Consider the following 19,012-nt stretch of genomic DNA (forward strand, 5'->3'; position numbering starts at 1 on the left):
CGAACTCAGTAGTGAAACGAAACAGCGCCGATGATAGTGTAGCATTTGCTATGTGAAAGTAGGACATTGCCAGGCTCCAAATTGTAGAAAGCCCGACTAGAAATAGTCGGGCTTTTTTACGTCTGTAGAAAAGTGAAATGTGGGTGAATAATGTACACAAGTCTCCCGCGTAGGTCGGGCGAGCGTAGCGACACCCGACACTCAAATCATAAAAACATCACCACTAGCCAATGAATGTGGTGCATTTGCACTGTGATTTTCCACCGCTGTGGGCACCACGACATTGCCAGGCTCCAAATTGTAGAAAGCCCGACTAGAAATAGTCGGGCTTTTTTACGTCTGCAGAAAAGTGAAGTGTGGGTGAGTAATGTACACAAGTCTCCCAAGTAGGTTGGACGAGCGTAGCGATACCCGACGATAAAGAGCATCAAAAATAGCTCAAGGAGCCTGTAGCCTTTAACAATCGTTGTATTCTCAAGTTAGAAATTCATTTTTAAAATCATTTTGTTGCAACTTCACTGTTGGTTTAATAAGTGACCTGTGTAAAACTACTGAGGTTAATTCAGTAAATCAGGTGACATGAATGTCAAATATAAAAGCGTGGAAACTTCTCAGCCTGTTTTGTTTGTTTGCGGTGCTTATGGGTTGCCAATCTAAAGAAGAGCAACTGCAAAAAACAATTCAAGAATCGATTAAAAAAGCGGAGGTTGAGCTATCACAGCTAGGTACTGCGCTTGATAATGGTAGTTTGCGTAATGCATTATTACTTAAAGAATACGGTGTTCAGCTTAAAAATCAGCAACCAGAACTTTCAAAAGTTGTTGATGTCATTACCCTTGACGCCACTCGTCAAGGTGCACTTTATAGTGGTTTAACACAGCGACTTAAAGATATTAAGGGCACCTACCTTATTCCTCCTTACGAAGATACTTTGCACAGTATTGACTTATTGCGCGAAGCTGCAAAGCCTACGTTATTTTCAGATGCGTTAACCGATCCTATTAATATGCTTGCGGATATGTCTAAAGGTAATTTAGCGCGTATTGGTGCTATTAGTCAGCAAGCTGAAGGCGCTGGAGTTGGTAACCAAATGGTGGGTAATCCTAATTATGGTAACTGGCAATCTAACAGCAATGGTACTAGCTTTTGGCAATGGTACGGTATGTATCGTATTTTAGGGGATGTATTCAATCGTGTTGAATATGGTAGCTGGAGCCGAGGTCGTAAATATAGTTATTACAATGATTACGGCCGCACGCGCTACTCAAGCCCAAAACAAATTAAAGCGCAGAGCACGCTAGAAACACGTACGCGTCAATCATATCAACGCCAAGGTAAGCAGTTTACTAGCCCTTATGCGAGCAAAAAAACGGGGGCGTCAGGCTTAAGCCGAAGTAGCTACACACCACCTAAAAGTCGCAGTAGTTATTCTCGTTCGAGTAGTTATAGCAATAACTCGGGCTCAGTTCGTAACAGCGGTAGTAGAACCTCTCGTGGCGTGAGCCGTGGTAAGTAAAAGAATAAAGTTGGAGTTAGAGTAATATGTATGAATTTAATGGAATAACAATGTGGTCACTACAAGCGCTGGCGATTGATTTTGCAATTATTGTTTTGCTGTTTGTGAGTCTTAAATATATTAAGGGTTGGGTATCTAACCTGCATGCTAATGATGAAATTACTGAGCGTGATAACTTTGCATTTGGTATTAGTTTTGCTGCGGGTTTAGTTGCATTGGCGATTGTGCTTACAGGTGTAAGCAGCGGTGCTTTTGCAGTGTCATTACAGCAAGAAGCTCTGCAAATGTTGGGCTATGGTGCACTGGCTATTTTACTTATTAAGCTTGGGCATTTCTTTCAAGATAAAGTTGCGCTGCGTAAAGTGAGCTTACATAGCGAAATAGTTAAAGGTAACGTGACTGCGGCTGTTATCGACTTTGGCCACGTTGTTAGTGTCGCCATTGTAATTCGCTCGGCATTGCTGTGGGTGGCTACCGACGGTTGGCATGGTTTACCAATTGTGGTTGCTGCTTTTGTTATTGGCAGCCTAGTGCTGTTGTTAGTGAGCCAATATCGCGTACAGCTGTTTAAGCGCACCAATAAAAGTGGTGATTGCTTACAGCAAGCAATTATTGATGGCAACTTAGCCGTGGGTATTCGTTATGCCGGTTTTTTAATTGGCAGCGCATTAGCCATTACCGCAGCAACGGGGATTGCGCCTTATGTAGCCGATAATATTAATGCGAGTTTGTTGTACTGGGCTATAAGTGCAGTAGTGAGTTTACTGGTATTTATTATTTTGCACTTAGTGACAATTAAAATAATTTTATCTGGCTGTGATATTTCAGATGAAGTGAACCGTCAAAAAAATGTGGGTGTAGCCGCTATTTCTGCAGCGTTATCATTTGCGGTAGGTATAACTATGGCAACACTATTAGGCGCATAATCGAGTGTCATCAACTATAAAAAGCCCAAGTAAATTTAGTTTACTTGGGCACGATATTTTACTTATTACCGTTATGGCCGTACTCGCAGGGTGTGGCCTTATTTATGAATACTTACTGTCTCATTATGCGGGGCGGGTACTTGGCTCAGTAGAAAGCGCTATTTATGCGATGATCGGCACTATGATAGTAGCAATGGGCATTGGCGCATTTTTAGCACGTTGGTTTAAAGATGCATTTACCGCCTTTGCTTGGCTAGAAAGTATAATTGCTTTGATTGGTATGGGCTGTATTTTAGCCATTGCCGGCGTTATTGCTGTTAGCTATTCACTGCCGCATATGTTTTCGAGTATTTTTAATTTACCTCCCGACGTAGTACTCAATGGCTATGTATTTCAAAAGCTACAAGAGTGGTCGCGTTTTTTACCCTATGTATTTGGCCTTATACTTGGCTTGTTTATTGGTATGGAAATACCGCTTATTGCGCGTATTCGTCAGCATGTTTATGGCCGTTTTTTAGAAAATAACGCAGGAACAATTTATGGTGCCGACTATATAGGCGCCGGAATTGGCGCGGCTATTTGGGTTAGCATTATGTTGTCTATGCCCATAATGCAAGCAGCCGCGTGGACTGCGCTGTTTAATATAATTGCTGGGCTTGCTTTTTTATGGCGGTATCACACCTATGTACGCTTTGCTAAACTGTTATTAGCGTGTCACCTGTTATTGCTAGTATTATTTGCGTTTATATTGGTATTGGGCAGTAGTTGGATGGATAACTTGAGCAATGTTTTATACAAAGACAAGGTTATTTATTCTCAAGCCACTAAATATCAACATGTGGTACTAACCGAGCGGTTAAGTAAAAATCAGCCGCAGCCAATAACCGATTTATACTTAAATGGGCGCTTACAGTTTTCTAGTGTTGATGAGCAAATATATCATTCAATGCTAGTTTATCCTGCTATGTTGGCGTCAAACCGTCATGAGCGGGTACTGATCATTGGTGGTGGCGATGGGCTGGCACTTAGAGATGTTTTAAAGTGGCCGGTGAGCAAAGTAACCCTGATTGACCTTGATGGGCAATTGCTTAATTTGTTTGGCCATAAAGATGCTGAATTTACTTCGCCTGAAGATATTAGCCAGCGGTTGTTAAGCCTTAATAGCAAATCTATGCATGATCCGCGTGCAGATATTATTGTTGGTGATGCCTTTTTAGAAGTTGAAAAGTTGCTCGATCAGGCAAAGCAATTTGATACTATTTTAATTGATTTACCTGACCCTAATCATCCCGATTTAAATAAAATGTATAGTGACTACTTTTATAATCATGTACGCCAATTACTAGCACCAGATGGCGCAATGGCGGTGCAGTCAACTTCGCCTTATCATGCTAGAAAAGCCTTTTTAAGTATTGCTAAAACGGTTAAAGCGGCTGGATTTGAATATGTAGAGCAGTATCAACAAAACATTCCTTCATTTGGACAGTGGGGCTGGACTATAGCTACCAAAATGGGGCAATCGGCTAGTGGGCGAATCAACGATGTAACCGCAATGCCGATACCATCAAGGTGGATCAGTAAAGAATATTTACTGGCTAGTTTTATTTTTCCGAATAATTATTTCGAACATATTAAAGATATTGAAGTCAATAGGTTAGGCTCTGGCCAACTGTACGATTATTACCGTACAGCATGGCAAATAGAAAGCGAATTGTATAAAAACTAATAAAACATGGTTGACATAATATGTCAGCCATGAGAATCTTAACTCAGACATAATATGTCAAACGACAAAAGGCAGAGACATGGAATTAAATGAACTTTCAATAAAATTAGCTTCTTTTGAAACAGAAGGCGCTAACTTTGAGTCTTTCTTGATTGCTAATCCAGGTGAGCAAGATGTATTACAAGTCATTGTTGATGAAAATGATGAGCTTCCAATTTTTGTTACGCAAACACAAGAGCAGTTATTATGCATTAGCTACTTGTTTGACGAAGATGAAGTTAAGCCGGAATTACGTAACGAGTTAAACGAAACATTACTACGTTTAAACGTGCCAATTCCATTAAGTGCATTTGCTAAAATCGATAATAAATACGCGATTTTTGGCGCACTGTCGGTAAATTCATCATTAGATGACATTACCCACGAACTAGTGACATTAGCCGATAATGCTATTGATGCACTAGAAGCCGTGACCATGTATTTAAACGATTAGTAGCGATTTAGTGGAGTTAAGATTATGAGTATTTTAAAAAAATTATTTACAGCAGTACGTGGCGGCGCGCGTGAAGCAGGCGAAGCAATTGTAGATAAAAACGGTATCCGTATTTTTGAGCAAGAAATTGCAGATGCACAAAATGCTTTGCACCGTGCTAAAAAAAGCCTAACAGAAGTTATGGCGAAAGAAATGCAAACTAAGCGTAAAATTAGCGCTGTAGATGCATCTATTGCTGAGCATGAAGCTTATGCTGGGCAAGCGCTGGAAAAAGGCAACGAAGCTTTAGCATTAGAAATTGCAGAAAAAATTGGCGAGTTTGAAGCTGAAAAAGCAGAGAACGAACAAGTATTATCTGGTTTTAGCAATCATATTGTAGCGCTTAAACAGCAAGTTAAAGAAGCTGAAAAGTCGATTAAAGAAAACCAACGCCAGCTAACTATGGTTAAAACCACAGAAAGCGTGCAACAAGCTACTATGGCTGTAAACAGCACATTAAACACTAACAGCTCGTCTATGACATCGGCTCGCCAATCACTTGAGCGTATTAAGCAACGCCAGCAAGACCGTCAAGATCAGTTAGGTGCAGCTAAAGAGCTTGAAGCCGATGTAAACGGCGACGATTTAAAAGCGAAAATGGCAGAAGCCGGAATTGGCGACAGCAGTCCAAAAAGTGCTGATATTTTAGCGCGTATTAAAGCCAAGCAAAATAGCTAATAATTACGTTCATATTTAAAAAGGTAACCAGGCTTTAGCTTAGTTACCTTTTTTGCTTAGAAGGCAGCCTTCCTATGTTTAATTTTTTCAAATCTAAAAAAGAGCCAGAGCGTCAGCTTAATCATGCCAGTGAGCTTAAAAAAGGTGACATGTTTACTGTCATCGATTCATTTGCTTATCCAGCGTGGTTAAAAGGGCAAACTCTTCGCGTTATTGATATACAAACTTACCAGTATCAACACAGTAGTGACACTGAGTTTGTGTTGGAAAGTGACAGCGGCCAAGTGGTATTTTTACAAATAGAGCAAGAAGATGGTGAGCAATGGGCTAACTTTTCTATAAAAGTACAACGTGATGAAGTAGAAGATATATTTGGCCTTGATCAGTTTGCGCGTATTTTTGATGAAGAGTCTTTAACGCATATCACAGTGCAAAATATACCAGAGCGTTTTACGCAGTTTTTAGCTAACAGCTATCAGCAAAGCGAATCGCCATTTGTGTGTTATTTTCATAATAAAGACTATCGCAATCAAGCTCTTCCACGTTATGAGCAAGAAGGTGGTGAGCTGTGTGAAATGATTTGTTTAGAGTCTGATGATAAAGGCTTTGGTTTAAATATTGAGATTTGGGATGGTGGCGAAACCGAAGTATCGCTTACCTTAACGCGGCCAATTACCGACATTGTTGACTTGTTTCCAGGAGACGCTAAGTGAGTGATGCTAAAGAAAAGTGGTTACGCCAAGAGCAGGCAGTGCGTGCCACGCAAATGGCATTTGATCTAAGTAGCGAAGTACAAAAGTCGATAAAAAAGCAAGCGATTGATCAAGAGCTAACACCTTCAGATATGATCCGCAAAATACTCGGTTTGGATGTAAAGTCTAAAAAAACCCGACAGCGTCTATCGTTTAATTTAAACGACGATGAAATAGCACAGCTTGCAAGCCGTTTTGATGTGCAAAGTGATGATAAGCGCGTAGTAAAGCAACGCGTTGCAGAACTTTTGATTGCTCATACAAAAAAAATTAAGTAGTTTTATGTTATAGACGCTATGCCCTTAAACTAAAACGATAAAATAACGAGTTGCCGTGAATATAATTTTAATTGCTTACTTACTAATTTTTGCATTATTTGGTACTGCGGCAAGCTACTTTGTGCGTTTTATTTATGCGTATTGGGTGCTTAACAAAATGCCAATGCACTATATTATTAAGGCGGGGATTTGTTTAGTAATGGTGGTAATTATTTCAGCGTTAATCCCATATTTAGGATAACGCTGAAATTAAATTGTTTGCAGCATTATTTTATTTCAAAAGGTTGGCATTGCTGATTAATACATAGTGATTGTACTTCAAGCACTGATGGGCAGTCAGTTAAGCCTTGTGCCTTATTTAGCGTGTTTTCTTGTGCTGTTATTTGCTGTGCAATCTGCTCAGCTTGTTCTTGTTGGGTATTAAGTGTTGAGTACACCGTATACTTACTTGGCCCACCGCACGCACGGGCACCTACTTCAAGCACTTTACATTGAAAGCTAGCTGTACAGCTATTGTTACTAACAATATCGTTAAGTTGACTATTAAGACTCGCTAAACTCGTTCCGTGATCATTGCTTGACGATGTTGTGCTAGCACAGCCGCTCAGTAACAAAATACTAGTAGCAATACTTACAATTGATAGTTTAATTGCTGATGGCAAACAACTCATAACCTTATCCTTAAAATACACTTACTGCTGAGCCTTCAAGTTTAACACATTTATTTTCTACACACTGCGTGCTTGGCGCAGTTAAATGTTGGCAAATACTGACCATTTGATTTTGGGCATTATAGTTACTTTCAAAAGTAGTGATTTTTTTACTTAATGCAGTGACTTGCTCAGTTGTTGCTGTTGTCGTTGAATACACTATATAACTACTTGGGCCGCCACATGCTCGGCTACCTACAGCTTCTACTTGGCACTGCGTACTGCTATCACATTGTTTATTAGCAATGAGCGTATTTAATTCATTTTTAGCTGTTTTAATGTCATCAAGAGTAACTGTTTTCATGGCAGTATTTGATAGTTTTTCGGCTGGGGCATGTAATTCTGCTTTGTTACTTTTTTGCAGTTGTTGTAGTTTTTGCTGCGATGGCGTTGTTGCTTCGCTGGCAGTTGTTTTTTCTGTTTCTGCTACGGGGTTATCTAAACAAGCGGTTAAACACAGTGGTAAAAATATAGCTAGCAATGGTGTACGCATAACAAATCCTGATAGTGGTGAATTATTCACCACTATCATACACTGTGCATTTGTTACGGCAATAAAAACTCTATTATCAAGCAATTAAAGCCGTTATTAATTACTGTGAATATTTACAGCCCGCCTTGGGTTAACTTGCTGGGGTTAAGTAGCTTTTCGAGCTCGCTGCGCGATAAATCAGTTTCTTGCTCGGCAACATCAATAATTGGGCGAGCTTCTTTATATGCTTGTTTCGCTATTTTGGCTGCTTTTTCATAACCGATCACCGGATTTAGCGCGGTTACTAAAATAGGATTTTTAGCCAGTGCCTTATCAATATTTAGCTGATTTACTGTAAAGCTAGCAATGGCTTTATCTCCCAGTGCTTGGGCGCTATTAGCGAGTAACTCTATACTTTGTAGAATATTATAAGCAATTACCGGCAGCATTACATTTAGCTCAAAATTACCTGCTTGGCCGGCAACGGTAATTGTAGCGTCGTTACCAATTACTTGGGCGCTCACCATAGCTGCCGCTTCGGGGATCACTGGGTTTACTTTGCCGGGCATAATAGATGATCCGGGTTGCAGTGCTTCAAGCTCTATTTCACCTAAACCAGCTAATGGACCAGAGTTCATCCAGCGCAAGTCGTTGGCTATTTTCATTTGCGCTACAGCAAGTACTTTTAATTGCCCTGAAAGCGCGACAATGGCATCTTGCGAACCAATATTGTAAAAAAAGTTACTGCTAGGCGTAAATCTAATACCTACGTTGGCACTGAGATTATTAGCAAATAGCGGTGCAAATTGTGGATCGGCATTAATACCTGTTCCTACAGCGGTACCACCTTGCGCTAGTTCGCAAACACGCTCTAGGCTATGCCTTATACCAGCCGCGGCATGGTTAATTTGCGTTTGCCAGGCACTTAGAGTTTGCCCAAAAGTAACCGGCATAGCATCCATTAAATGAGTGCGGCCGGTTTTTACTATAGCGCCAACCTCGGCTTTTTTGTGTTCTAAATGCTGTGATAGTTTTTCTAGTGAAGGGAGTAATTCGTACACCACATTTATTGCGCTGCTCAGGGCAATGGCAGTAGGGATCACATCGTTAGAGCTTTGCCCCATGTTTACATCATCATTAGGATGAATGCTTTCATCGCCTAGCCGGCTTGCTAAAGTGGCAATCACTTCATTGGCATTCATATTTGAGCTAGTACCCGAGCCAGTTTGAAATATATCGACCGGGAAATGCTCATAATGGCTACCATCAATAATTTCTTGGCATGCTTGCTCTATTGCTTTAGCTTTAGTTTTGCTTAGGTGCCCAAGCTCAAAGTTGCTCTGCGCTGCCGCTTGTTTAATGTAAGCAAGGGCGGTTATAAACTGCTTAGGCATAGCTAAACCACTGATGGCAAAATTATTCACAGCGCGCTGAGTTTGCGCTTGATATAGTGCATTAGCAGGGACTTGTAACTCGCCCATGCTATCTGATTCTGTTCTAAACTGAGTCATAATATTCTTCCTTAAAAGGATTAAACCAGCGGCTGAGAATGCTCATTACGCACTCGCTTGGTAATTATTTATTGTAAGTAAACCTTGTACTCTATCTGTAGGCTGGTGTGGTAAATTGCAAGGGTTATTTGATAATAGTTGTCATTACATTTTGAGCTAGGTGTTTCAATGTAAAGTACAGCTATAAAAGTATAGATTAATTAACTGGCTTTAAAGCGTACATTAGCGCACGACAAAATACGCTAAATTTGTTTTACTGTTGCGCATCAGTCTTTAACCTTGAGAGTAAAAATGATCAAGCCATTCTCACAAGCGTGTGAAAATAATAAACAGCCTATTTTAGCGCAGTTAAAATCTGTGTTAGCGAATGCCAAAACGGTGCTCGAAATAGGCTCAGGTACAGGTCAGCACAGCGTGTACTTTGCTCAGCAGTTGCCGCATTTACAATGGTATAGCAGCGACAGAGCGATTAATCATGAAGGTATTAATTTATGGCACCGCGAGGTTAATTTAACCAATTTACATGCTCCCCTTGAACTTGACTTAAACAATGCGTGGCCAATAGATAAAGTGGATGCTATTTACACGGCTAATACTTTTCATATTGTAAGCTGGCAACTTGTAGAGCATTTTTTTGCGGGTGTAAAACAGCATTTAAATGACCAAGGCATAGTATGTATTTACGGGCCATTTAAATATAAAGGCGAGTTTACTAGCCAAAGTAATAACGACTTTAATCGCTTTTTAATAGAGCGCGACCCACTTAGCGGTATTAGAGATTTTGCAGCAGTTGAGCTATTAGCAAAGCAAGCAGGGCTAACGTTAATAAGTGATATAGCCATGCCTGCTAATAATCAGTTACTGATTTTTAAACGGCAGTAATGCGCTGCATTGATCTTTATAAATATTAATATGCTGGCGTTCACGTTTTAAGTAATCGCTAATTGCGTTGCTAAAGTTATTATCAACTATATGGTGAGCTGAGTAGGTTAATACAGGGGCAAAACCGCGTGCTATTTTATGCTCACCTTGTGCCCCTGAATGAAAACAGCTGAGGTTATGCTTTATTGCAAACTCAATCCCTTGGTAATAGCATAGTTCAAAGTGCAGAGAATCTACCTCTTCGCTTGCCCCCCAATACCGCCCATACAGTGTGTCTGCTCCTATTAGACTAAGGGTTGCGGCAATAATAGCGTCCTCTTTTTTGGCTAGCATAATGACTAGCTTGTCGGCCATTAGCGCATGTAAAAGCTTAAAAAAGGGCATATTTAAATAGCCTAAGTGGCCAGAGCGTTTTAAATAAGTACGTTGATAAAATTCGCAAAATAGCTGCATAATTTCAGGCGTAATTTGCATCCCTTGCAGCCATTCAATAGTAATGTTTTGTTGAGTTATTTTGCTGCGTTCTTTTTTTAGTGATTTACGCTTACGTGAATTAAGCGTATTTAAAAAATCGTCAAAGCATGTAAAGCCTTTATTAAACCACTGAAATTGCACACCCACTCTAAGCATAGCGTGTTGCTCAGTGAGGTGTGTGGCTTGGGCTAAGTTGCAAAAATTAACGTGCCAACCAGACCAGCCTTGCTCTTTGCTGTGCAGGTTTAGTAACTCTGTAATGTATTTATACACTAAACTAGGATTGCTGTGCTCTATAGCAATACGGCTACCTTCAATGGGGCAAAATGGCACACCGCATAACCATTTAGGGTAGTACTCTAAGCCATGTTTCTCGTATGCTTCTGCCCAGGCCCAATCAAACACATATTCACCGTAAGAGTGGCTTTTTAAATAGCCAGGTGCCAGCGCAATAATATTTTCGCCCTCAAAAATAGCTAAGTGATAAGGCTGCCAACCACTTTGTTGATTAACACACTGACTTTGCTCTAATGCGTATAAAAAAGCATGTTGGGTAAATGGCTCGTCGCCAAACAAACGTTGCCAATGCGCTCGCTCTATTTGATTAATACTACTAAACCATTGATGCGAAAATGTCGCCATTACTACTTACCTTGTGCGTGTTCTACGTTTTTTATAAAGGTGCTTATTTGTTTTTTAAGCTCAGGAAAAAAGGGGTTATAGGTTAATCGTTGTAAGGTGGGATATTGCTTTAAGTTAGCAGCTGTACGTTCTCCAAGTTGCGGGCTTTTTGTGGTTTTACAGGTTTTATATAACTTTTCGCCGCCAATAAAACTGCCGCAATTACGATAAGAGGCACTAATACCATAATGCGGATTTTGTGGTGAGTTAACAATGGCAATATGCGATATACCATGGATTTTTAGACATGCTTCGCTGGCACACTGCGGATTTAATACTCTGTAATCTGCTGCAAAATTTGGGGGTAAAATAGTGCTGCTACCATAAAGCACTAGGGTATCGAGTTTTTTATAGCGACTTAAATTAGTATTATGTAGTGCATTTAATAATTTAAGGGTGGCATGGCTATCAATTGTCGCGTCAATATCGCTTATTACGCTAAATACAGGCAATGCCAAAGCAGGGCGCTTACTTAAGTGTTTAATGCTAACCAATGACATTGCATCATATGAGGCTGCTGCAGCATTGAGTGGAAACGACTCATACTTAGCAAAATCAACATCGGCGTCTTTATCTATCCAATTTAAAAATGGGATTAAATCAAGCCACTTGGCTATCCAACCTTGTTTATTATGCGGCTCGGAGCCCGGTGAAAATAACATAAGCGCCGTTATTTTTGATGAAAGCGCTTGCGTGATTGCATAGTCTATAAGTAGTGCGGCCCCCGTAGAGTAGCCCCCTAAAATAACCTCATCAAAGTCTTGTGTTGTGCGCTCTATAGCGTAACGCACAGCTTGTTGCCATTGCTGTAGGTCTACATCTTGTAACGCACTAGCAGCACTGCCGTGGCCGGGTAACAAAATAGTGCGTACGGTATAACCTTGCTGATAATACACTTGGGCTAAATCGTGATAGGTAAAAGGAGAGTCGGTAAGGCCGTGCACGAGTAATACCGCTTTTTTACTTTGTGAATGTTTTAACTCAAAAGGAGCAATAATGTCGGCAATAGTGGGGTTAGGCTTACGACTGCCTTGAGTAACTAGTTGCTGATACGTTTGAGTAAATACAGGGCATGGCATAGCAGCGCGAGGATTAGCTACACTAATATACTGATACGCATGATTGAGGTAGCTATTAAATGGGGCACCCGCTTGGTAATCAAAATACGCTTGGTGGTGATCCTTTGTATAGCGTAATAGGCCTTGCTGTTTACTCTTTTTAATAAATTCAAAATCGCTTGCCTGCGTAATACAATTTTCAGCGACAGCTAAGTGAGGCAAAAAGCTAAGCATACAAGTTAAAAATATTTTTAAAAACACACTATTATTGTTCATAAACCACTGCATATTGAGCAAGACACTCGGTTAGCTTAATTAGTTCAAGCGGTTTTGCAAGGTGTTGATTAAAACCAACCGCCTGAGCGTGTGCTTTGTCTTCGGGCATAACGTCGGCAGTTAAGGCAACAATTGGCAGTTCCTCAGCCGTTTTAAATTGCCTGATCAGTGCCGTTGCTCTATAGCCATCCATTACTGGCATTTGGCAATCCATAAGCACTAGGTCAAAATGCTGTTTTTTTATAATATTAACTGCAAGTTCACCATTTTCAACAACCTGTGGCACAATTTTTAGTGAGCCAAGCATGGCTTTTATAACCATTTGATTAACCGGGTTATCTTCGGCCACTAAAATTTTTAAAGCGGCTATATTAGTATTATCTGTAGGTTTTATAAGGGGTTCTTGCGCTTTAACCGTCTCTATTTCTAATGTAAATGTAAAAGTAGAGCCTTTATCAAGCTCGCTATGTAGCGCTATATTTGCATTCATTAATACACTAAGCTCTTTGGCTATGGCTAACCCAAGGCCGGTGCCACCAAACTGCCGAGAAGTAGAGTTATCGGCTTGAGTAAATGCACTAAATAACTTTTCATGTTGAGTTGCTTTTATACCTATTCCGGTATCAATAACGGCAATTGTTAGCTGTGCTTTATTGGGCGCAATAAGTTGCGTATCTACATTTAAAGTAACACTGCCAGCGTTAGTAAATTTAATAGCGTTACTGCATAAATTAAGCATTATTTGCTCTAATCGCATTGGATCGCCAACAAACCAAGTGTCTTTAGGGATGTTGCTATTTATTTTCCACACAATTGCTTTGCTTGCAGCACTTTGTTCAAACATAGTATTAATGCGCTGAATAAGTGCGGTTAAATCAAATGGAATACGTTCAAGCACTAGCCGTTTTGATTCAATTTTAGATATATCGAGAATATCGTTTATCAAATTTAATAAGCTTTTAGATGACGAATTTATTTTATCTAAATAATCAATTAGGGTATTGGCGTCGTCTTCTTTACGGGCAAGCGAAGAAAAGCCAATAACAGCATTTAGTGGCGTGCGTATTTCATGGCTCATATTAGCTAAAAATTGACTCTTAGCCCGGTTAGCCAAATCAGATTGCTTTTTTGCTTGTGCTAACGAATAAGTACGCTCTGCTACTTGGCGAGTAAGTGCAATTTGCTGCTGATTAAACAGTAGTAAAATCAATAAAATTAATGAGCATACAACTACTTGAAGTATCAGCAGCAGTAAGGTGAGTTGATTATTATGTTGAGCTAAAAAGGCATCTTTAAGTGCCAGTTTTACGATCCATTGTTGCCCGCCAAAATCGACATTAAACGATATTAGCTTACTGCCTTGTGCAACATTAAGATTGTTTGAGTTACTGTAAAATGCGGGTTTGTTTATATCTTCATAAATAGCAATCGAAAACATTTTAGACTGCTGCTCAGTAATGGCCTGCTTAATAATTTGAGGGACTAAAAATACGCCTGTGGCATAGCCTTTAATAGTTTCTTTTTCATTGGATTGAGAATATACAGGCGCAAATAATAAGTAAGCAGCATCAGAGTGCTCAGTTTGTACGAGTTGAATTATTTTAGTTCCCACTGGCTGATACTTTATTGCGGGGTTGAGTAAGGATGCTTTGCGATCTGGGTTTGAATATACATTAAACCCAATTGCTTTTTGGTTGCTATTAAACGGTGCTATATATTTTACAATAACGAGTGGATCGTTTGGCTCTAAAGGTTCACCAATAACATCATAATTTAAGTTATAAATGCTTGAAATTTCTTTAGAGAATGCTTGGCGTTGATGAGATGGGATTTTTACATTCCATGATAAAGCTTTTATAAATGAGTGCTTAGCAAGTAGGGTGTTGGCATATTGATTAAAGTCTTGCTGGCTTAATGTTGGCGATGACTGAACTTGGCTAGCTAAACTTTGCACTGCAATAATGCTGCGATTAGTATAGCGGTACAGGCTGTTTTCTATCACTTGCACTTCGCGCTCAGCAATTTTTATCGCATTAATACGGCTTTCACTATCGTATAATTGTGTGGTGGCCGCTACTGATACAAATAAAATGCAACATACCGAAAGTGTCGGTAGCACCGAAATATTATAGTTATCAGACTTCTCTGGTAATAACGAAAGTAAAAATGGAGTGGCAATTAACACCCCTAAAATATCACCTAACCACCAGTAAGTTGTGTTTTTCCAGTGATTATCTGCACTGTACATTGCATTAAATTGGCTTAGTGCAAACACGCCAAAATTAGCCGAAATTAAACTGACTAAAACACCTACAACTACAATAAAATAAATAATGTTTTGGCGCTTTTTAAGGCGCAGAGGGTGGCCTAACCAAAACTTTAATATTGCGGCCCCAACCATGGCCTGCAATACCACCCCAAAGGCAATATACATAGCCTCGTTTAATGAATTTCCTACCAATACCATTTCATGAGTTGTATTAGCAAAAAAATTTAAATTAAATGCGAGAGCCGCTAAAAATAGCGCAGGAATAAATCGCCACCACCACACAAAGCAGCCAACTAAGGCTATACCAGCAGGTAACCAAACCGGAATAATTTGCGAGTTAAAGGTTAGCTTGGTAAGTATTACTCCTACAAAAAAATAGGCTAAAGAAAAAATAATGTAAAAAACACTAGAGTAATACTTGGAGTTAAAATTTTTCACATAAATCCCTGTACAAGTAATATTCCCAATTTAAAATATCAGTATAGCTAACAGTAAGTTATTTGCGGTATTTTTTATAATGGTAATTGTTTTTTGCTAAAAGACTGCTTTAACACCACGGTTGATTCTATATTAGCGATACAGCTTAAGCTCCCTAGTTGATGCTTAACAAACTGCTCATAGCTTTCTAAATCATGCGCAATTATTTTTAGTAAATAGTCGTAACTTCCCGATATTACCGAACACTCTAGCACATGAGTGAGCTTTTCTACGTGTTGCTCAAATTGCCGGGCAGCACTGGCCGAATTTTGATTTAAACGTACAAATGCATACACCAAAACGTTTAGTTTAAGTGCCTTTGGGTTAATAGCAGCGTGGTAGCCGGTAATAATACTAGCTTGTTCTAGCTTTTTAATTCGTCTAAGGCAGGGCGTATCTGAGAGGCTAATATGACTGGCAAGATCTGCAACAGACATTCTGGCGTTGGCTTGTAAGGCAATGAGCAATTGCTGATCTTTTTTATCGAGCATATATAGATTCTTATTAATTATTTTTATATTTGTAGTGATTATTGCTAATGATGTTGATAATTACTAATTTTTTTAGCGTTTTACCCTCATTAAACTCTGTTAGCATTTAGTGATAACTATAATAACAGGAAACAATAATGAGCACCCATACAGCCATTTTTGATCGATGGATAAGAAGCGCCTTCCCACAGATAAACAGCGAGCTTGAGCAACTTTACTGGCAACAAGATGATAAAGCCAATGTAGAGGGGTTGGGAGAGCCTTTAAAACAGCAATTAAAAGATGAAGGTAACGCATTAATAAGTAATTTATTAGCGGAGGGAAATACCGATGAAGGTTTTGATAGTGCGTTTGATTTGCTCGGTAATGTAGGGCTTTTTATGGCGGCGTGTCGTCGTCATGAAATTACCGAGCCAAGCCGTGAGACCACATCGCCATTGGTAGAAGCGTCGGCACTAGCAATGCATATAGGTGCCTCTATTGGAGTAACGCCACGCTTTGCGACTGCCCATTTAACCACGCACAATAAAGCGCTAAATGGCACGTATAAACGTTTTACTAATTTACCCGACGAAAAACTATTTATTGATTACAACACCCAAGGTATTTTGGCATATAAACGCGCCAGCGATGCATTATTAAAAATATTACCATTAGGTATTTCGCACCCCACCTGTGCCGAGCTATTAAAAGTAGCAAAACAAGCGTTAATAGATGTAATTGAATCGAATAATGCACTTTATACCCAGTTAGACACAGAGCGCTTTTTTAATTGTGTGCGCCCTTATTATAAACCGCATCGAGTAGGCAATGAGATATACAGAGGTGCTAATGCGGGAGATTTTGCCGGCATAAACGTTATCGATATGCTACTTGGGCTGTGTAGTGCCAACGAGCCAAGTTATTCACAAATGCTGGTGGATAAGTTTTTATATATGATGCCAGAAGATCAGCAAATATTGCGCGAAGCAATGCGCATGCAAAGCTTTATGGATGACTTTTTACAGGCGCAGCAATATAAAGACAATGACTGGTTTAAATACCACGCAAAGCTATTTATTCAGGTGTGTAAATTACATGGTGACACTGCAATCGGTCATCATAATCAATTGGTTGAAAAATTTATTGCGCAACCGTCAAAGCAAATGCAACAGCAACATATGAGTAAAGTAACAGCCAGTGGCCCACCATTACATGTTTTGCTCGATTCGTTAGAAAAACTCCGTGATAAACGTGCCAGCGCTAAACGCGACGATATAAAAACACGTTACGACGATATAAACTTGCTAAAACAGTGGATTAAATAAGATGAATCAACACGATTTTTGTATGGCCGAAGGCTGTTATTTATTAAGCCACTCAGTAGGGCGTCCACTGAAAAATAGTCAGCAGCATTTAGCGGCTCATTATTTTTCGCCGTGGGAATCGTCAAATAAAGAACCCTGGCAGCAATGGTTACCTGCAGTCGAGCAATTTAATACCGCATTAGGGCAGTTATTTAATGCGCCTAGCGAGCAATTTTGTCCACAAGTTAACTTATCCAGCGGCTTAACCAAATTGTTAATGTCGCATCCGCGATTACAGCAAAAAAATTGCAAAGTATTAATGACGCAAAGCGACTTTCCAAGTATGGGCTTTGCGATGCAAAAAGCTTTGCCAAAATGCGCGCAAATAACATTTATTCCTGAACATGAAAACTTAACCGATATTACCGTTTGGCAGCGTTATTTAACGGATAACATAGATTTAGTTTTTATCAGTCACGTATATTCAAATACAGGGGTACAAGCCCCTGTACACGATATTGTTGCTTTGAGTAAAAAAACGAATAGCTTATCAATCATTGACGTTGCGCAATCTGCAGGGGTGATACCGCTTGATTTAACCGCCTTAAATGCTGACTTTATGATTGGCTCTAGCGTTAAATGGCTATGTGGCGGCCCTGGTGCTGCTTACTTATGGGTTAACCCACAGCAAATAGCTGTTTGTGAGCCTAAAGATGTTGGCTGGTTTTCTCATCAAAATCCCTTTGAGTTTGATATAAATCATTTTATTTATAACAAGGGAGCGCTTAAATTTTGGGGCGGTACTCCCTCAGTTGTACCTTATATTATTGCAGCCAATAGTATTGCCTATTTTGCCGCATTGGGAATTGATAAAGTTAGGTCGCATAATTTAGCAATGCTTGCGCTTATTCAGCAACAGTTGGGTAAATATGTTGTGTCGCCCACGCTGCAGCATCAATGCAGTGGTACTGCTATTTTAAACTTTAACATGCAGCAACAACATGTATTGAATGAGCTTAATAGTGCAGGGATTAGTGTGGATGCCAGAAAGCTTGGTATACGAGTTTCACCGCATATATATAACAGCGCCGACGCAATACATAAGTTTATAGCGGTTATAAAAAAAGCGATTAAGGTTGTTGATTAAGTTGTTCTTTTTGCTGATTTAACGCCTCTATTTGTTGCTGTGCTTGCCCAATTAAAGCATCGTATGACTGTTTAAGAGCTGATGTTTTAGTTGCAATCGCATTGGCAATAGAGGAGGCCCCTAAACGATTGGCTTTATCTTGCGTCATGTAATCAATTTGCTGTTTTTTTTCTGTGTATTGCTGCTGATATTGTTTAATAGCCAGTTGGTAGCGTTTTATATCACGATTAATTTGCTGCGTTTTTAAGTAATCATCAACAGAAGTATCTGTAATTTTACTGCTAGCAGTTGTATTGCTATAGGCTGTGGTTACATTAACATTTTTTAGCGTAATGGCTTGTGCATCTAGAGCACAGGGCAGCTGGCTAAATGTAGGAACACCTTTAATAACGCATTTATAAACAGTAATGTTTTCTGCCAAGCTAAAGGTTGGCGCGGTTAAGCAAATTGATAGCAATATAACCCGGATCATAGTTAAACCTAAATTGGCTTAAAGTTAAGTTAATCATGCCCTAAGTTATAGTTTGGTACAATTTGTTTAGTTTTATAAATTTTAGGCATAAAAAACCACAACTAAGTGGTTTAAATTAAGTATGGTGGAGAGGGAGGGATAGACTTGCTTACATCCATGTAATCAATCGCTGCGCGACGCTTGCAGCGGCCCAAAATGTTCCCGACATTTTGTTGAACCCTGTCGAGGGATCTCACCCTCCCAATTTAGTCTTGGTGTTAAATTATAGGCACAAAAAAACCACAACTAAGTGGTTTAAATTAAGTATGGTGGAGAGGGAGGGATAGACTTGCTTACATCCATGTAATCAATCGCTGCGCGACGCTTGCAGCGGCCCAAAATGTTCCCGACATTTTGTT

19 protein-coding genes are annotated in these 19,012 nt (G+C 39.7%); 11 read left to right on the forward strand and 8 right to left on the reverse strand.

The genetic code is table 11. The features are described 5' to 3' along the window. Positions 1-583: 583 nt before the first annotated feature. From H5079_RS13020 to H5079_RS13055, 8 genes are all read left to right on the forward strand, one after another. Positions 584-1,516 carry a hypothetical protein gene (locus H5079_RS13020; RefSeq protein WP_011326766.1) on the forward strand — a complete coding sequence of 311 codons (933 nt, stop codon included), beginning with the start codon at positions 584-586 and terminating at the stop codon, positions 1,514-1,516. A gap of 26 nt (positions 1,517-1,542) precedes the next feature. Beyond that, positions 1,543-2,442, forward strand: a complete 900-nt coding sequence (locus tag H5079_RS13025; RefSeq protein WP_011326767.1) for a DUF350 domain-containing protein — start codon at positions 1,543-1,545, stop codon at positions 2,440-2,442. A gap of 4 nt (positions 2,443-2,446) precedes the next feature. Then, positions 2,447-4,168, forward strand: coding sequence for a polyamine aminopropyltransferase (locus H5079_RS13030; RefSeq protein WP_182684253.1), 1,722 nt, complete (start codon positions 2,447-2,449; stop codon positions 4,166-4,168). Between the two features lie 79 nt (positions 4,169-4,247). Next, positions 4,248-4,661 carry a YjfI family protein gene (locus tag H5079_RS13035; protein WP_011326769.1) on the forward strand — a complete coding sequence of 138 codons (414 nt, stop codon included), beginning with the start codon at positions 4,248-4,250 and terminating at the stop codon, positions 4,659-4,661. Between the two features lie 24 nt (positions 4,662-4,685). Next, positions 4,686-5,378: a PspA/IM30 family protein gene (locus H5079_RS13040; RefSeq protein WP_011326770.1), complete on the forward strand. Its 693-nt coding sequence runs from the start codon at positions 4,686-4,688 to the stop codon at positions 5,376-5,378. A gap of 74 nt (positions 5,379-5,452) precedes the next feature. Next, the gene (locus tag H5079_RS13045) at positions 5,453-6,091 is read left to right on the forward strand and encodes a DUF4178 domain-containing protein (protein ID WP_011326771.1); all 639 of its coding nucleotides are present in this window, start codon (positions 5,453-5,455) and stop codon (positions 6,089-6,091) included. After that, the gene (locus H5079_RS13050; RefSeq protein ID WP_041454305.1) at positions 6,088-6,408 is read left to right on the forward strand and encodes a hypothetical protein; all 321 of its coding nucleotides are present in this window, start codon (positions 6,088-6,090) and stop codon (positions 6,406-6,408) included. Before H5079_RS13045 ends, H5079_RS13050 begins: the two co-directional genes overlap by 4 nt. A gap of 55 nt (positions 6,409-6,463) precedes the next feature. Beyond that, a complete protein-coding gene (locus H5079_RS13055) occupies positions 6,464-6,649 on the forward strand; it encodes a hypothetical protein (RefSeq protein WP_011326773.1) in 186 nt (61 codons plus the stop codon). A 25-nt stretch (positions 6,650-6,674) separates the two neighbouring features. On the opposite strand, the gene H5079_RS13060 is transcribed toward H5079_RS13055, so the two are convergent. The 3 genes from H5079_RS13060 to H5079_RS13070 form a co-directional block, all read right to left on the reverse strand. Next, complete coding sequence (locus tag H5079_RS13060; RefSeq protein ID WP_011326774.1) at positions 6,675-7,079, reverse strand: hypothetical protein; 405 nt, start codon at positions 7,077-7,079, stop codon at positions 6,675-6,677. A gap of 10 nt (positions 7,080-7,089) precedes the next feature. Further along, positions 7,090-7,611, reverse strand: coding sequence for a hypothetical protein (locus tag H5079_RS13065; protein ID WP_011326775.1), 522 nt, complete (start codon positions 7,609-7,611; stop codon positions 7,090-7,092). Positions 7,612-7,724: 113 nt separating this feature from the next. Beyond that, positions 7,725-9,101: an aspartate ammonia-lyase gene (locus H5079_RS13070; RefSeq protein ID WP_179807272.1), complete on the reverse strand. Its 1,377-nt coding sequence runs from the start codon at positions 9,099-9,101 to the stop codon at positions 7,725-7,727. A gap of 291 nt (positions 9,102-9,392) precedes the next feature. Between H5079_RS13070 and H5079_RS13075 the strand changes: the two genes are divergently transcribed. Then, complete coding sequence (locus H5079_RS13075; protein ID WP_089367530.1) at positions 9,393-9,983, forward strand: DUF938 domain-containing protein; 591 nt, start codon at positions 9,393-9,395, stop codon at positions 9,981-9,983. Here H5079_RS13075 and H5079_RS13080 read toward each other — a convergent pair. The 4 genes from H5079_RS13080 to H5079_RS13095 all read right to left on the reverse strand — a co-directional run bounded on the left by H5079_RS13080 (position 9,960) and on the right by H5079_RS13095 (position 15,709). Beyond that, positions 9,960-11,099: a GNAT family N-acetyltransferase gene (locus H5079_RS13080; RefSeq protein WP_011326778.1), complete on the reverse strand. Its 1,140-nt coding sequence runs from the start codon at positions 11,097-11,099 to the stop codon at positions 9,960-9,962. The genes H5079_RS13075 and H5079_RS13080 overlap by 24 nt on opposite strands. 2 nt (positions 11,100-11,101) lie before the next feature. Continuing rightward, positions 11,102-12,472 carry a carboxylesterase gene (locus tag H5079_RS13085; RefSeq protein ID WP_182684254.1) on the reverse strand — a complete coding sequence of 457 codons (1,371 nt, stop codon included), beginning with the start codon at positions 12,470-12,472 and terminating at the stop codon, positions 11,102-11,104. Next, a complete protein-coding gene (locus H5079_RS13090; RefSeq protein ID WP_182684255.1) occupies positions 12,462-15,179 on the reverse strand; it encodes an ATP-binding protein in 2,718 nt (905 codons plus the stop codon). The genes H5079_RS13085 and H5079_RS13090 overlap by 11 nt, the downstream gene beginning before the upstream one ends. Positions 15,180-15,253: 74 nt before the next feature. Continuing rightward, positions 15,254-15,709, reverse strand: coding sequence for an Lrp/AsnC family transcriptional regulator (locus tag H5079_RS13095; protein WP_011326781.1), 456 nt, complete (start codon positions 15,707-15,709; stop codon positions 15,254-15,256). Between the two features lie 137 nt (positions 15,710-15,846). Between H5079_RS13095 and H5079_RS13100 the strand changes: the two genes are divergently transcribed. Together H5079_RS13100 and H5079_RS13105 are read left to right on the forward strand one after the other, a co-directional pair. Next, the gene (locus tag H5079_RS13100; RefSeq protein ID WP_011326782.1) at positions 15,847-17,016 is read left to right on the forward strand and encodes a monodechloroaminopyrrolnitrin synthase PrnB family protein; all 1,170 of its coding nucleotides are present in this window, start codon (positions 15,847-15,849) and stop codon (positions 17,014-17,016) included. Position 17,017: 1 nt separating this feature from the next. Next, on the forward strand, positions 17,018-18,142 hold the full coding sequence (locus tag H5079_RS13105; RefSeq protein ID WP_182684256.1) for an aminotransferase class V-fold PLP-dependent enzyme: 1,125 nt from the start codon (positions 17,018-17,020) through the stop codon (positions 18,140-18,142). Here H5079_RS13105 and H5079_RS13110 read toward each other — a convergent pair. Next, on the reverse strand, positions 18,126-18,614 hold the full coding sequence (locus tag H5079_RS13110; protein ID WP_182684257.1) for an RNA-binding protein: 489 nt from the start codon (positions 18,612-18,614) through the stop codon (positions 18,126-18,128). The two genes, H5079_RS13105 and H5079_RS13110, sit on opposite strands and share 17 nt — an antisense overlap. Positions 18,615-19,012: the final 398 nt, after the last annotated feature.

It is taken from the genome of Pseudoalteromonas sp. SG44-5 (assembly GCF_014164175.1).
Lineage (GTDB): Bacteria > Pseudomonadota > Gammaproteobacteria > Enterobacterales > Alteromonadaceae > Pseudoalteromonas > Pseudoalteromonas nigrifaciens.